Genomic DNA, 15,099 nt, shown 5'->3' with positions numbered 1-15,099 from the left:
GGGATAACGAACTAGAACCAGGTTTCCATCTGTACGCCAAAGTTCCACTCGCCACCGGCGGTGAAGTTGCTCTGGCCCATGGCATCGTCGCTGGCGTAGTTGTCGAGCTCGGAGGACCAGTCCATCCAGCTTGCGAACACCCGCAGTTCGGGCCGCTCGAAGAAACCGGCGGTCTGCGCCTTGAAGGTGGGGGCGAAGGTGAGTTTGGTGAAGTTGCCGTTCACCGCCTGGCGTCCCTTGTAGCCCTTGGGATCAAGGTCCATGTACTGCCAGGCCGCCTCGTAGACCAGCTCGACGTTCTGGCTCAGCACCTGCGCCACCCGGGTATTGAAGGTAAGCCAGCGGTACTCGTCCCCTTTCACGTAGCGATCCTGACTCTGCTCGGCCAGCAGAGCCGGGGCAAAACGCCAGCGCGGATTAAGATCGGTAGCGCCAAACACGGCGACCCGCACTGCATCGGCGTCCGGCAGCAGTTCGCTGTCAGAGCCCAGCCCCTTGACCTCGGCCCCCAACCCATGACCGTACAGCACCGCTGCCTTGGCAAACCCTGGGTTGAGGCCAAAGAAGCTCTCGCCGTGGTAGGCCAGCAGGGTGTGTGCCCCCTTGTCCGCCGCCTCGCTGCCCGTCCCCTTGTCATTGATGCGGGCGTCATTGTCCTTGGCCGAGAGACCGTTCACCATCCACTGCCAGTTACCGACGCGGTTGTTCATGGTGAGGATGTAGCTCTCGATATCGGAGAGACCGCTGGCGCTGATGTCGCCGTAATCCCGGCCATAGAGAGAGAAGTTGGCCTTCCAGCTGTCGGCCAGCTGTACGTCATAGACGCCGCCGCCGGTACCGGCCAGGAACACCACGTCGGAATCGAGCCAGTGGATGTCAAAGTTGTCGCGGTCAAAGCGCTTGCCCGCCCAGAGCACCGCATTCTTGAAGGGGCCGTCGAAGCTCGCCAGATTGCCGATCTCGGCAAACACCTGACGGGTATTGAGGCTCGAATCGCTGGCGGTCCAGTCGTTGCTGGTCTCTACCCCATCCGCCAGCATCAGCTTGTAGCGGGCCCAGCTGCCATCCTCGAAGGTCTGGGTTTTCAGCAGGTTGGCCTCCATGTAGGTGTCATCCTCGTTGCCAAGGCGACCGACGGCCCCACCCACCGAACCGGCTGGCGTGATGTAGGGGCCGCCGCGCCCACCGTTGCCATTGCTGTTGACCAACAGGCCCGAGCGGGCATAGCCGTGAAACTCGAAGCCCTGGGCACCGGCGGTCTTCTCATCCACCTTCTGGCTGCGGTTGTTGGCCACCTGCGCCTGCTCGCTGGCCGCACTCGCCTTCACTTCCGCCTGACTGGCACGGCTCTCTGCTGCCTCGGCTCTCGCTTCAGCCGCCTGTACCCGCGCCTCCAGCGCCGCCAGTCTGGCCTCGACACTCTCACCTGCAACACTCGCCTGCGCCGCCCACAGCGGGTTGCTCATCCCCAATCCCAGCGCTACCGCCAGCGCCAACTTGCTCTTGAACATCATCATCTTCCTCACCTGTCATCTGTGGCCCGGACGGGCGCTGTTGTTATCGACAGACTGAGCATAGCTAAACCGCTTTAGCCAACTCAATACAGCAACTAAACCGTTTCAGAAACAGTGTGAGCGGGATAACATTTGTACAGCATGAATTGGCGGGAGTTGTGAGGAGGATCCCTCATCAGGATCCACTCAATAGGGCGGATCCTGGCTAAACGGCGGGCAAAAAAAGAGCCGGCACAAGGCCGGCTCTGTTTATTCGGGTCGCTGAAATCAGCTGGTCAGATCGTCGAAGAAGCGTTTCACCCCTTCGAAGAAGCCTTCCGATTTCGGCTTGTGGGTCTTGGCAGCGGCACCGCTGAACGACTCGTCCAGCTGGCGCAACAGCTCTTTCTGCTGCTCGGTGAGGTTGACCGGCGTCTCGATCACCACCTTGCACATCAGATCCCCTACCTGACCGGAGCGCACGGACTTGACGCCCTTGCCGCGCATGCGGAACATCTTGCCGGTCTGGGTCTCCGGAGTGACCTTGAGCTTGACGCGGCCATCCAGGGTCGGCACTTCAATCTCGCCACCCAGCGCAGCTGCGGTGAAGCTGATGGGCACTTCGCAGTAGAGGTTGTTGCCGTCACGCACGAAAATTTCGTGCTCTTTGACGTGCACCTGTACGTAGAGATCCCCTGCCGGAGCTCCTGCTTCCCCCGCTTCCCCTTCGCCGGAGAGACGGATGCGATCGCCGGTATCGACGCCCGCCGGAATTTTCACCGACAGGGTCTTGGTGCGCTGGTAGCGACCTTCACCGTGACACTTGCGGCACGGATCCTTGATGATCTTGCCGCGGCCGTGACAGTGCGGACATGCCTGCTGCACCGCGAAGAAGCCTTGACGCATCTGCACCTGGCCGGAGCCGTGGCAGGTCGGGCAGGTCTGGGCACTGCTGCCGGTGTGGGCACCGGAGCCGTTACAGACTTCGCAGTGAACCAGAGTCGGCACCTTGATCTCCTTGGAGACCCCGCGTACCGCCTCTTCCAGCGTCAGCTCCATGGTGTAACGCAGGTCGGAGCCACGGGCCGGGCCACGACGGGCACCACCACGGCCACCGCCGAAGATGTCACCGAATACGTCACCAAACATGTCGGCGAAGTCGGCACCGCCGCCAAAGCCACCGTGGCCACCGCCACCCTGGCTCGGGTCGACACCGGCATGGCCGTACTGGTCGTAACGGGCACGCAGGTTGGCATCGGTCAGGACCTCGTAGGCTTCCTTGACCTCTTTGAACTTCTCTTCGGATGCGGCATCACCCTGGTTACGATCCGGGTGATACTTCATGGCCAGGCGCTTGTACGCCTTCTTGATCTCGCGATCGTCGGCATCTTTCGCCACACCCAGTACTTCGTAGAAATCGCGCTTCGACATACTCATCCTGTGGTTACGCAGACGGGCGTTGGTTACCCAACGCCCGTGAATTCATTGACCAAGCCGATGGGCGAAGCGGACTCCGCCCATCTGGGTAGGGCTTACTTCTTGTCGTCTTTCACTTCTTCGAACTCGGCGTCGACTACGTCGTCGTCAGCCTTGGCAGAAGAGGAGGACTGACCGGCATCAGCACCGGCTGCACCCTGGGCCTGAGCCTGCTGCTGGGCAATTTCCATCAGCTTCTGGGACGCTTCCAGCAGAGCCTGCTGTTTGGCTTCGATAGCAGCCTTGTCGTCACCCTTGATGGCAACTTCCAGCTCGCTCAGAGCAGCTTCGATCTTGGTCTTGTCGTCGGCAGGCAGGGCTTCACCGGCTTCGGTGATCTGCTTGCGTACGGAGTGGACCAGACCATCAGCCTGGTTGCGAGCCTGTACCAGCTCTTCAAACTTCTTGTCCTCGGCCGCGTTGGCTTCGGCTTCGCGTACCATGCGCTCGATCTCGTCATCAGACAGACCAGAGGAGGCCTGGATGGTGATCTTCTGCTCTTTGTTGGTCTCTTTGTCTTTCGCAGAGACGTGCAGGATACCGTTGGCATCAATGTCGAAGGTCACTTCGATCTGTGGCAGACCACGCGGTGCCGGACGGATGCCTTCCAGGTTGAACTGGCCCAGAGACTTGTTGTCGCTGGCGCGCTTGCGCTCACCCTGCAGCACGTGAATGGTCACGGCAGACTGGTTGTCTTCGGCAGTGGAGAACACCTGGGACTTCTTGGTCGGAATGGTGGTGTTCTTCTCAATCAGCGCAGTCATCACGCTACCCATGGTTTCGATACCCAGGGAGAGCGGGGTAACGTCCAGCAGCAGTACGTCGGTCTTGTCACCGGACAGTACGGCGCCCTGGATGGCAGCACCCATGGCCACGGCTTCGTCCGGGTTGACGTCTTTACGCGGCTCTTTGCCAAAGAACTCGGCAACGGTCTTCTGAACCAGCGGCATACGGGTCTGACCACCAACCAGAATCACGTCGTCGATCTCGCCAACTGCCAGACCGGAGTCTTTCAGGGCGACACGAACCGGCTCCAGAGAGTCCTTCACCATGTCTTCTACCAGGGATTCCAGCTTGGCGCGGGTCACCTTGATGTTCATGTGCTTCGGACCGGTGGCATCTGCAGTGATGTACGGCAGGTTGACGTCGGTCTGCTGGGCAGAAGAGAGCTCGATTTTGGCTTTCTCGGCAGCATCTTTCAGACGCTGCAGAGCCAGCTGGTCGTTGCGCAGGTCGATGCCCTGCTCACGCTTGAACTCGTCTACCAGATAGTTGATGACGCGGTTGTCGAAGTCTTCACCACCCAGGTGGGTGTTACCGTTGGTCGCCAGAACTTCGAAGGTGGTTTCGCCTTCCACTTCATCGATCTCGATGATGGAGATATCGAAAGTACCGCCACCCAAGTCATATACGGCAACCTTGCGCTCGCCCTTGACCTTGTTCACGCCGTAAGCGAATGCAGCAGCAGTCGGTTCGTTGATGATGCGTTTTACATCCAGACCGGCGATGCGACCGGCATCCTTGGTAGCCTGACGCTGGGCGTCGTTGAAGTAGGCCGGAACAGTGATAACGGCTTCGGTTACCGGCTCGCCCAGGTAGTCTTCGGCGGTCTTCTTCATCTTCTTCAGCACTTCGGCAGAGATCTGCGGCGGTGCCATTTTCTTGCCCTTCACTTCAACCCAGGCGTCGCCGTTGTCAGCTTTGGCGATGGCGTACGGCATGATTTTCAGGTCACGCTGCACTTCTTCATCTTCAAAACGACGACCGATCAGACGCTTGATGGCGAACAGGGTGTTTTTCGGGTTGGTGATGGCCTGACGCTTGGCCGGCTGACCAACCAGGATCTCGCCATCATCGGCATAGGCAATGATGGACGGAGTAGTACGATCGCCTTCTGCGTTCTCGATCACGCGAGCAGTGTCGCCATCCAGAATAGCGACGCAGGAGTTGGTAGTACCCAGGTCAATACCGATGATTTTACCCATTTGACGAATCTCCAAATACTTTGAATAAACTGGCGAGGAACTCGCCTTAATGCGTTAACGGCTAGGTGGGGGCTGCCAATCTGGCTTTCAAGCTCCCGGCATCAAATTTTTTGTGCCGCCGCGGCCTTGCTACCTATATGGGGTCGCCAGACGCAGCTTCAAGCCCCACCCCTAAAAAACCACACCCTTTGTCATGGTTGCGCGGTCACGTTGAGCCGTAAAACCGGGCAAGATGAGCAGGGGGTGCACTGCGAAACAAAAAGCCCGCCACAGGGCGGGCTCGGGCACCCACAGCCAATCAGTCGACCGCTTTGGCGATCATCACCATGGCCGGACGGATCACCCGACCGTTGAGGTCATAGCCCTTCTGCATTACGGCGATGACAGTGTTCGGGGCCACATCGGCACTCGGCACCATGCTCATCGCCTGATGAGCATTGGGGTCAAACGGCTGGTTGATCGGGTCGAGCGCCACCAGACCAAACTTGGCCACGCCGCTCTGCATGGATTTCAGGGTCAGCTCGACACCTTCGATCATCGGCTTGAGGGCTTCGTTCTCCTTGTCGGCCAGTTCGATGGCTCGCTCAAGGTTGTCCAGCACCGGCAGCAGTTCATTGGCGAACTTCTCCAGAGCGAATTTGTGCGCCTTCTCCACATCCAGCTCGGTGCGACGACGCAGGTTCTCCATCTCGGCGGCGGTACGCAGGGCGCGTTCACGCTCTTCCGCTGCTTTTTGGATGGCGGTTTCCAGCTGCGCTTCCAGTTCGGCAATGCGGGCCTGTTCGGCTGTCACTTCACTGTCTACATCGGTCGGCTCGACTGGCTGGGCTTCCACTTGCTCCATCGCTTCAACCTTTTGCTCTTCGTGGTTCATGACATCTCCAATTCCGGGGTTACTTATGAGGGCCCTGACGTCTGGTTGAGCGACCGGACGACAACAGACCGACTATGTTGGCGCTATTATGGGGATGCATCCCCGGCTTTCAAGGGGTAAAGGGCAATCTGGGTTGCTGAATAGCCGCAACCGTCGGTTTATCCGGGTTACCGCTCACCGTTTAACCAGTAGCCTCAAGGGGATAGCCAGCCCCGTCACACGGGAGAGCGTCACAAGCGGAGCAAAGCACTGTATACTGGCCCGCAATACCCATCCCAGATCTGACTGACTATGGATTCTCCGTTCAAAACCATCGCCCTGATTGGCAAACCCCACCATGAGGGGGCCAACCAGACGCTGACCGGCCTGCATCAATACCTGACCGCCCGCGGCTTTCGAGTTCTGGTGGAGAGCCGGGTCGCCCAGACCCTGAGCATCCTCGATGAAAACGTGATGGATCTGGTGCAACTGGGCCAGCAGGCCGATCTCGCCATCGTGGTCGGCGGTGACGGCAACATGCTGGGGGCGGCGCGAGTGCTGTCGCGCTTCGATGTGGCGGTGATCGGGGTCAACCGGGGCAACCTCGGCTTTCTGACCGATCTCTCGCCACAAGATTACCTGCTGCCGCTGGAGCAGGTGCTCTCCGGTCACTACAAGAGCGAACACCGCTTCCTGCTGGAAGCCTCGGTCTATCGCCACGGCGAGCGCAAGTCGAGCAATCTGGCGGTCAACGAGGCGGTACTGCACCCGGGCAAGATCGCCCACATGATCGAGTTCGAGGTCTATATCGATGGCAGCTTTATGTATAGCCAGCGTTCGGACGGCATCATAGTCGCCACTCCGACCGGCTCCACCGCCTACTCCCTGTCGGCAGGTGGCGCCATCCTCACCCCCAAGCTCAACGCTATAACGCTGGTGCCCATGTTCCCGCATACCCTCAGCAGTCGCCCCATCGTGCTCGATGCCGACAGCGAAGTACGGCTGCTGGTATCACCGGACAATCAGGACGATGCCATGCAGGTCAGCTGTGACGGTCAGGTGACCCTGGCGGTCCACCCGGGGGACGAGATCCTCATCAAGAAGAGCCACCACCAGCTTCATCTGGTGCATCCCCTCGACTACAGCTACTTCCACGTGCTGCGCAACAAGCTCGGCTGGGGCAGCAAGCTGTTCTAATCAGCTTTGACCGACAACGGCATTGCCAGAGAAGGGCGCCTGAATTGGCGCCCTTCTCTTTTTTGTCGTGGCAACGTCCCCTGCATTCTCATATCCGTACCGCGTCCCAATAGTCAGTACCGCATTTTCATAGCCATACCACACTGGCTCCCCCCTTCCTGTGTTAAAAATGGCGGCGCCCTCTTTACTGTATATAAGACCAGTATATACTGGATACATACACAGTAATGTTGACCTATACAGGATGAGACCATGCTGACCCAGCTGACCGTCAACAACTTCGCCATCGTCAAGTTTCTCGAACTCGATCTGCAACCGGGGATGACCTGCATCACAGGTGAGACCGGTGCCGGTAAATCCATCGCCATCGACGCTCTCGGTCTCTGCCTCGGAGAGCGTGCAGAAGCCGGCATGGTGCGACCCGATAGCGACAAAAGCGAGGTCAGCGCCCGCTTCCTGCTGGACAACAACCCGGCCGCCCGCGCCTGGCTCGCCACCAACGAGCTGGAAAACGAAGGTGAGTGTATCGTGCGGCGAGTCATCTCAGCCGAGGGGCGTTCACGCAGCTATATCAACGGCGTGCCCGTCCCCCTCACCCAGCTCAAGAATCTGGGCCAGCTGCTGGTCAACGTACACGGTCAGCATGCCCACCAGATGCTGCTCAAACCCGACTACCAGCTCGCTCTGCTCGACGGTTATGCCGGTCACCATCTGCTGCTCGACGAGGTGCGCCAGCACTATCAGCAGTGGCGCCAACTGCAAAACGAGCTGAACCGGCTCAAGGCCGAGCAGCAGCAGCGGGAAGCCCGCCGCCAGCTGATCGAGTACCAGGTGCAGGAGCTGGACGAATTTGCCCTGCAACCAGGGGAGTTCGAAGAGATAGAGGAGGAGCACCAGCGTCTCGCCAACGGCACAGAGCTGATGCAAGAGTGCGGCGCTTGCCTCGATTTGCTCTATGACAACGAAGAGACCACTATCGCAGGGCTGCTGCAATCAGCCGTCGATCGGGCCGAGGGGCTGGTCAGCATGGACAGCCGCCTCACTCCGGTACTGGAGATGCTGAACGAAGCGCTGATCGGCGTGCAGGAGAGCCACAGCGAACTGCGTAGCTACCTCGATCGGCTGGAACTGGATCCCGAACGTTTCAACGAGCTGGAGGCCCGCCTCTCCAAGGCGATCAATCTGGCCCGCAAGCACCATGTCAAACCGGCAGATCTGGCTCAGTACCATCAGGAGCTGGCCTCTGATCTCGCCCGCCTCAACTCCGACGAGGAACGTCTAGAGGGGATGGAAGATGAGCTGGCTGAGGCCCGTCAGGCGTTTGTCCAGGCCGCCGAAGCCCTGAGCCAGAGCCGCCAGCGTTACGCCCAGGAGCTTGGCGCCAAGGTGACCAGCAGCATGCATGAACTGGCGATGCCCGATGGCCGCTTTGCCATCGAGGTGCGCCCCGATGCCCAGAGCAGCCTCTCTCCGCTGGGTATAGATCGGGTCGAATTTATGGTCACCACCAACCCGGGCCAACCGATCCAGCCGCTTGGCAAGGTGGCCTCCGGCGGTGAGCTGTCGCGCATCAGCCTCGCCATCGTGGTGATCAGCGCCCGCAAGGTCTCCACCCCGACCCTGATTTTCGACGAAGTGGATGTGGGGATCAGCGGCCCGACTGCCGCCGTGGTGGGTCGCCTGCTGCGCCAGCTCGGCGAGTCCACTCAGGTGATGGTGGTCACTCACTTGCCTCAGGTGGCAGGCAACGGCCACCAGCATATGGTGGTGAGCAAGCATACCGATGGCAAAACCACCGAAACCCAAATGAGTGCCCTTGATGAGACCGCCCGTCTCAACGAGCTGGCACGCCTGCTCGGTGGCGACCAGATCACCGACAACACCTTGGCCAATGCCCGCGAGCTGCTGCGTCGATGAATCAGGTGATAAAGCCAATTTGCAGCGATGGCGACTGATAGCGCTGACCGAACATGCTGACTGCGCAGGCACAGGCGAGAGCTATGGCCTGCGCAGCCAGTAATAGCCAATAGCCAATAGCCAATAGCCAATAGCCAATAGCCAATAGCCAATAGCCAATAGCCAATAGCCAACTGTGAGAACCGAACTCGCGTCAGGATTACCGACCCAGATCAATAAAATGGCGAGTTAGGCGAAGCTGGCAGCAACATGGGCGTGGATCCGGTTGCCTTCATGTGGCGGATTTCGCATAGTGTTGCCCCCCTTTATGGGTATCCAATTGTGAGGCTTTGTCTATGATCCACGTTTTTGGTCACAAGAATCCTGATAGCGACAGTATCTGCAGTGCGCTGGTTATCACCGACTGGCTCAATGGCCAGGGCCGTCAGGCCACCCCATGGCGTCTGGGTGACCTGCGCACTGAAACCCGTTTTATTCTGGAGCAGGCTGGCGTCAGCGAACCCGAGTTGCTGACCAAAGATCTGACCGGTGAAGATGTCTGGCTGGTGGATTTCAGTGATCTGGAACAGGGCCCCGCCACACTGGCACAAGCCAATGTACTGGGTCTGGTGGATCACCACCGTCTCGGCACTCTGGTCACTCAGTCCCCGCTGGATGCCTGGATCCGGGCCGTCGGCTGTACCTGCACCATCGCCTTCGATCTGCTGAGCCAGCAAGGTACCGTGACCCGCAGCCAGGCTCGCCTGATGCTGGGTGCCATCATGAGCGACACCCTCTGTCTCACCTCACCGACCACCACCGAGCAGGACAAGATCGCTTGTGAGCGTCTGGCACCGCTGGCAGAAGTATCGCTGGCCGAGTTCGGTCAACAGCTGCTGATGGCAAAAACCGACCTGAGCGGCCTCACTCCTGCGCAGTTGCTGCAGCAGGATGAGAAAGCATTCCAGGCCGAAGGTCTGAACTTCATCATGAGCCAGATCGAAGTGGGCAGCGAACAGCAGCTGGCCGAGCACCTGCCAGCCCTGCAGCAGGAGATGGCCCAGCGCGTGGCGAGCGAAGGGCTCGACTTCTTCGTGTTGATGGTGACTGACCTGACTGCGGCTGCCAGCCGAATCTACTTTACCGAACACGCCAAAGTACCGGCAGAGTCCAGCTACCACCCGGGCTTTGTCAGCCGCAAGAAGCAGGGTCTGCCCTGGGTGATGGATCTGCTGGCCAAGGCCTGATCCTCCCTCGCCATTACCTATTCCAAAGCCCTGCCTCTGCGCAGGGCTTTTTCATCGCCAGCGCCAGCCGTACTCCCTATCCTCTTGCTGACCATCTTGCTCACCACTGCGGTCTCTCGCTTACTCCTTTCATGGCTTATTGACAGTTAACGCCATAACTTTGCTTACATATTTGCGGCTGTTCTTTATCAGGGCTTTGCTGCAGGATAATCGCCGCGCACAACCTTTTCCGTTTCCATTCAGGTGATCGATGAACATAACCCCCAAGCAGAGAACCCTGGCCATCACCATGCTGATCGCCGTGGTGCTCCTCGGCTGGCTGCTCTGGCCCAGTCAACCACCCAAGGCGATGCTGACCGCTCAGGTGACCCGCGAGGATATTGCCCAGACCGTGCTGGCCAGTGGTGTGCTACAGGCCGTAGAGCAGGTGGATGTGGGGGCCCAGGTCTCCGGTCAAGTCACCAAGCTGGCCGTCGAGGCCGGTGATCAGGTCAAGCAGGGAGACCTGCTGGCCGAGATCGATCCCCTGATTGCCCAGAACAACCTCAAGACGGCCGAGGCGGAGCTTGCCAGCAACCGCGCCCAGCTCAAGATCAAGCAGGCACAACTCAAACAGAACGAGCTCGCCTGGCGGCGCCAGCAGCAGATGTTCAAGCAGGAGGCGAGCTCACGGGCCGATCTGGAAAGTGCCGAGGCACTGCTGGCAGTCACCCGCGCCGAACTGCAAAACAGCCAGGCCAATATCGACAACGCCCTGATCAAGGTTGATAGGGCCAAGACCGAGCTGGGCTACACCAAGATCCTGGCGCCGATGGATGGCACCGTCATCAGCATTGTGACCCGTCAGGGCCAGACCCTGGCTGCCAGCCAGACGGTGCCGACCGTGCTCAAGCTGGCCAACCTCGAGACCATGACGGTCAAGGCGCAGATCTCCGAAGCCGATGTCACCAAGGTCAAAGCCGGCATGCCGGTCTACTTCACCCTGATCGGCGATCCGGATACCCGCTATCAGGGTACCCTTCGCGCCGTAGAGTTAGCGCCTACCAACATCAACGATCAGGCCACCACAGGTACCACCACCAGCAATGCGGCAGTCTACTACTACGCCCTGTTCGATGTACCCAATCCCGACCATACCCTGCGGGTCGCAATGACCACCCAGGTGACCATTGTGCTCGGCGAGCGCAAGCAGGTGCTCACTGTGCCGCAAACCGCCCTCGGCAAGTCGTTGGGTGACAACGAGTATGAAGTCACCGTGATCAAGGACGATGAGACAACCGAAACCCGTCATATCAAGACCGGTATGAAGGACGAGATCCGCATTGAGGTGATCAGCGGGCTGAGTGAGAAGGAGGAGGTGCAGCTCAATCACGGAGCCCCCGCCGACAATGATGAGATGGCGGTGATGCTATGAGTGAGCCCCTGAACCAGCTGCCGTTGATCCAGCTGAAAGGGGTCGAGCGACGCTACCAGAGCGGCGACAGCGAAGTCACCGTGCTCCACCCTCTTGATCTCACCATCTCGGCAGGAGAGATGATCGCCATTGTCGGCGCGTCCGGCTCCGGCAAGTCGACCCTGATGAATCTGCTGGGTTGTCTCGATAGCCCGAGCAGCGGCCAGTATCTGTTTCGCGGTCAGGACACCGCCACCATGGATGCGTTGGCGCTGGCCCGCCTGCGCTGCCACCACTTCGGCTTTATCTTTCAGCGCTACCACCTGCTGCCCCATCTCGATGCCGCCGCCAACGTGGAGATCCCCGCCGTCTATGCCGGCACCAGCCGCCCGGATCGCCAGGCGCGCGCACGTCAGCTACTGAACAGACTGGGGCTGGCCGATCGCAGCCACCATACCCCGGGTCAGCTCTCCGGCGGTCAGCAGCAGCGGGTCAGTATCGCCCGGGCGCTGGCTAATGGCGGCGAAGTGATCCTCGCCGATGAACCGACCGGCGCACTGGATAGCCAGAGCGGCAAGGAGGTGATGGCGATCCTCAAGGAGCTGCACGCTCAGGGCCACACCATCATTCTGGTCACCCACGATATGAACGTGGCCAGCCATGCTGACCGGATCATCACTCTCAAGGATGGTCGGATTGAACAAGATAGCGGCCCCTGCCAAACGGCCGTGTTGGCTCCAGCCACAACCACAACCACAACCACAACCACAACCACAACCACTGCCCCTCAAAAAATAGTGCCCACTACAGGCGCCATGGGTCACGACTGGGATCGTTATCGGGAAGCGGGACGGATGGCGATGCATGCCATGCTCGCCCACCGGATGCGCACCTTCCTCACCATGCTCGGCATCATCATCGGTATCGCCGCCGTGGTGAGTGTGGTGGCGCTGGGGCAAGGGGCGCGCGCCAAGGTGATCGACCAGATCAATGCGATGGGCACCAACACCATAGAAATCTTCCCGGGTAAAGGATGGGGCGATGAGAAGATGGCCAGCATCCAGACCCTCAACAAGGGGGATCTCGATGCCCTGTTGGGGCAACCCTATCTTGCGGGCGCCAGCCCCGAGATAGGCAGCTCAGGCCAGTTGCGCTATCGCAACAAGACCAACAGCGGCAACGTGACCGGTGTCGGCAACGACTATTTCAAGGTAAAGGGGATGACGCTGGTCAGTGGTCGCTTACTGGAGTGGCAAGATATCCAGCAGCGTGCCGCTGTTGCCGTGGTGGACAAGAAGAGCATCACCAGCCTGCTTGGCAAGGAGGATCCGGTCGGCAAGGTGGTACTGGTCGGCACCTTGCCGGTGCGGATTGTCGGTGTGGTTTCGCAGGAGACCGGCTTCGGCCCCACCAGCCAGTCGGTCAATATCTGGCTGCCCTACAGCGCGGTGATGAGTCGCCTCATCTCGCAGCACCACTTCAGCCAGATCACCATCCGGGTCAAAGACGGGGTACAACCGGCACTGGCCGAGCAGGCGGTGATCGAGCTGATCACCAAGCGCCACGGGGTGAAGGATTTCTTCACCTTCAGCAGCGACAGCATCATCAAATCGGTGGAAAAAACCACCGCCACCATGACCCTGATGGTCTCGGCCATCGCGGTGATCTCGCTGATCGTCGGCGGGGTGGGCGTGATGAACATCATGCTGGTGTCGGTGGTCGAGCGCACCCGCGAGATCGGCATTCGCATGGCCGTGGGCGCCCGCCAGTCGGATATTCTGCAGCAATTCCTGATTGAGGCTGTGATGGTGAGCCTGCTGGGGGGGATCTTCGGCGTCGGCCTCTCGCTAGGCATTGGTGCGCTCTTTTCACTGTTGGTGGACTCCATCAAGATGCAGTTCTCGCTCTTCTCCATCCTGATGGCCTTTGGCTGCTCGTCACTCATCGGGATCCTGTTTGGTTACCTGCCGGCACGCAATGCGGCGCGGCTCGACCCTGTTGTCGCACTGGCGAGGGAATAACGATGCACAAACTCTCCTGGCTGGCTCTCTCTATGGCCCTCAGCGGCTGCAGTCAGCACAGCACCTATCAAAGACCCGAACTGGCGATCGCCCCCACATGGCAACAAGCAGAGGGCGCCCAACTGGCTGCGCAGGCAGGCCAATGGTGGCAGGAATTTCATGATCCCCAACTCGACAAATTGGTCGAGGCGGTTCTAGCCGCCAACCCGGACATGCATGTGGCGGCCCTCAAGCTCAAAAGCGCCAGACTGGGCGCCGAGCAGGCCGATACCAACCTCACCCCCTCGGTCAATGGCACTATCGCAGCCAGTGGCAACAAGGATCTGAAAACCGGCAAAGGCACCAACAGTCTGGGCCCCTCGCTGAGCCTCAGTTACGAAGTAGATTTGTGGGGCAAGCTTGCCTCGGTACGAGATCAGGCAAGCTGGGAGGCGGCGGCAAGCGAGCAGGATCTCGCCAGCACCCGACTACTGCTGATCGGCAATACCCTGGAGCAGTATTGGCAGCTCGGCTATCTCGGCTCTGCCATCACCCTTGGGGAACAGCAGCTGGCCAATCTGATCCGTACCGAGCAGCTGACCCAGACCAAATACCAGGCAGGCGCCATCACCCGGCTCGATCTGGCGCAGGCACGCCAACAGTTGGCCGGAAAACAGGCTGAGCTGGCCTCCCTCAAGGCGCAGCAGGAGCAGGCTCGCAATGCCCTGCGTCTGTTGCTGGGCCGCAGCAGCGGGCCGCTGGAGTATGCACCCGCTTCACTTGCAAAACAGACCATTCCTGAACTTGCGGTGGGTATTCCGGCCGATGTGCTGGCACGCCGCCCCGATGTCAAAGCGGCCGAATTGCGGCTGCGCAAGACGCTGGCTAAAGGTGATGAGATCCGCACCAGCTTCTACCCCAGCCTGACCCTGACCGGCAGTGCCAGCACCGCATCCGATAGATTGGCGCAGGTGCTGCAAAATCCGGTCGGTACGCTGGGAGCCAGCCTCGCCCTCCCCTTTCTTGAATACAACCGCACCCAGCTCGCCATCGAAAGCTCAGAGCTGGATTACCAGATTGCTGAAACCGAGTTTCGCAAACAGCTCTACACCGCACTGGTGGAGGTGGAAGACAATCTGGCCGCACGCCACTATGGCCAGCAGCGACTCGATTATCTGCAGGAGCAGCTGAGTTATGCCCGGGAGGCCGAACGCCTTGCCAAGGCTCGCTTCCAGGCGGGTGCGACCGGCGTGCAAGCCTGGCTCGATGAGCAGAACCGACTGTGGGATACCCAGCAGAGCCTGTTGGCCCAGCAAAAAGAGCAGCTCACCACCACTGCCAAAATCTATCGCGCCCTGGGTGGCAGCGATAGCGTGGCGCCCCGATAACGCCTCCCCCCAATATTCCCCACTCTGCCTGTAGAGTGGGGAATACCATCGCCATCGACCGCACCGAATTCCCTCGCCCACACGGCAGACGAACGCCATTGCTCATCATCAGGGGCAGTTACGGCAGCCGATCCAATTACATGCATCGGCGACCCAGAATATCCCGGCCAT

The 15,099-nt window shown here is 59.9% G+C and carries 10 protein-coding genes; 6 read left to right on the top strand and 4 right to left on the bottom strand.

Features of this window, described 5'->3' with window-relative positions; genetic code table 11:
* Positions 1-11 precede the first annotated feature (11 nt).
* The 4 genes from OKB77_RS02880 to grpE all read right to left on the bottom strand — a co-directional run bounded on the left by OKB77_RS02880 (position 12) and on the right by grpE (position 5,828).
* Positions 12-1,517, bottom strand: coding sequence for a carbohydrate porin (locus OKB77_RS02880; protein WP_270816874.1), 1,506 nt, complete (start codon positions 1,515-1,517; stop codon positions 12-14).
* Between the two features lie 264 nt (positions 1,518-1,781).
* On the bottom strand, positions 1,782-2,924 hold the full coding sequence (gene dnaJ, locus OKB77_RS02875; protein WP_005338032.1) for a molecular chaperone DnaJ: 1,143 nt from the start codon (positions 2,922-2,924) through the stop codon (positions 1,782-1,784).
* 101 nt (positions 2,925-3,025) lie between these two features.
* Positions 3,026-4,954 (bottom strand): molecular chaperone DnaK, encoded by a 1,929-nt coding sequence (gene dnaK, locus OKB77_RS02870; RefSeq protein WP_042053028.1) that lies wholly within the window; start codon positions 4,952-4,954, stop codon positions 3,026-3,028.
* A gap of 298 nt (positions 4,955-5,252) precedes the next feature.
* Complete coding sequence (grpE, locus tag OKB77_RS02865; protein ID WP_005338036.1) at positions 5,253-5,828, bottom strand: nucleotide exchange factor GrpE; 576 nt, start codon at positions 5,826-5,828, stop codon at positions 5,253-5,255.
* Positions 5,829-6,119: 291 nt separating this feature from the next.
* On the opposite strand from grpE, the gene nadK reads away from it, so the two are divergent.
* The 6 genes from nadK (at position 6,120) to OKB77_RS02835 (ending at position 14,928) form a co-directional block, all read left to right on the top strand.
* Entirely contained in the window at positions 6,120-7,004 is an 885-nt protein-coding gene (nadK, locus tag OKB77_RS02860) for an NAD(+) kinase (protein ID WP_005338038.1), read from the top strand.
* 252 nt (positions 7,005-7,256) lie between these two features.
* Positions 7,257-8,921 carry a DNA repair protein RecN gene (gene recN, locus OKB77_RS02855; RefSeq protein WP_139435974.1) on the top strand — a complete coding sequence of 555 codons (1,665 nt, stop codon included), beginning with the start codon at positions 7,257-7,259 and terminating at the stop codon, positions 8,919-8,921.
* Positions 8,922-9,256: 335 nt separating this feature from the next.
* Positions 9,257-10,147 carry a manganese-dependent inorganic pyrophosphatase gene (locus tag OKB77_RS02850; protein WP_040065992.1) on the top strand — a complete coding sequence of 297 codons (891 nt, stop codon included), beginning with the start codon at positions 9,257-9,259 and terminating at the stop codon, positions 10,145-10,147.
* 250 nt (positions 10,148-10,397) lie between these two features.
* The gene (gene macA / locus OKB77_RS02845; protein WP_043818653.1) at positions 10,398-11,561 is read left to right on the top strand and encodes a macrolide transporter subunit MacA; all 1,164 of its coding nucleotides are present in this window, start codon (positions 10,398-10,400) and stop codon (positions 11,559-11,561) included.
* Complete coding sequence (locus OKB77_RS02840; RefSeq protein WP_201951808.1) at positions 11,558-13,561, top strand: MacB family efflux pump subunit; 2,004 nt, start codon at positions 11,558-11,560, stop codon at positions 13,559-13,561. The genes macA and OKB77_RS02840 overlap by 4 nt, the downstream gene beginning before the upstream one ends.
* Positions 13,562-13,563: 2 nt before the next feature.
* Positions 13,564-14,928, top strand: coding sequence for an efflux transporter outer membrane subunit (locus tag OKB77_RS02835; protein ID WP_201951811.1), 1,365 nt, complete (start codon positions 13,564-13,566; stop codon positions 14,926-14,928).
* The last annotated feature ends 171 nt before the right edge of the window (positions 14,929-15,099 follow it).

The sequence above is a fragment of the Aeromonas sp. Y318-3 genome, from assembly GCF_027706185.1.
Taxonomy (GTDB): domain Bacteria; phylum Pseudomonadota; class Gammaproteobacteria; order Enterobacterales; family Aeromonadaceae; genus Aeromonas; species Aeromonas veronii.
The sequence above is the reverse complement of the archived record's forward strand: the minus strand, read 5'-3'. Positions and strand labels throughout refer to the sequence as shown.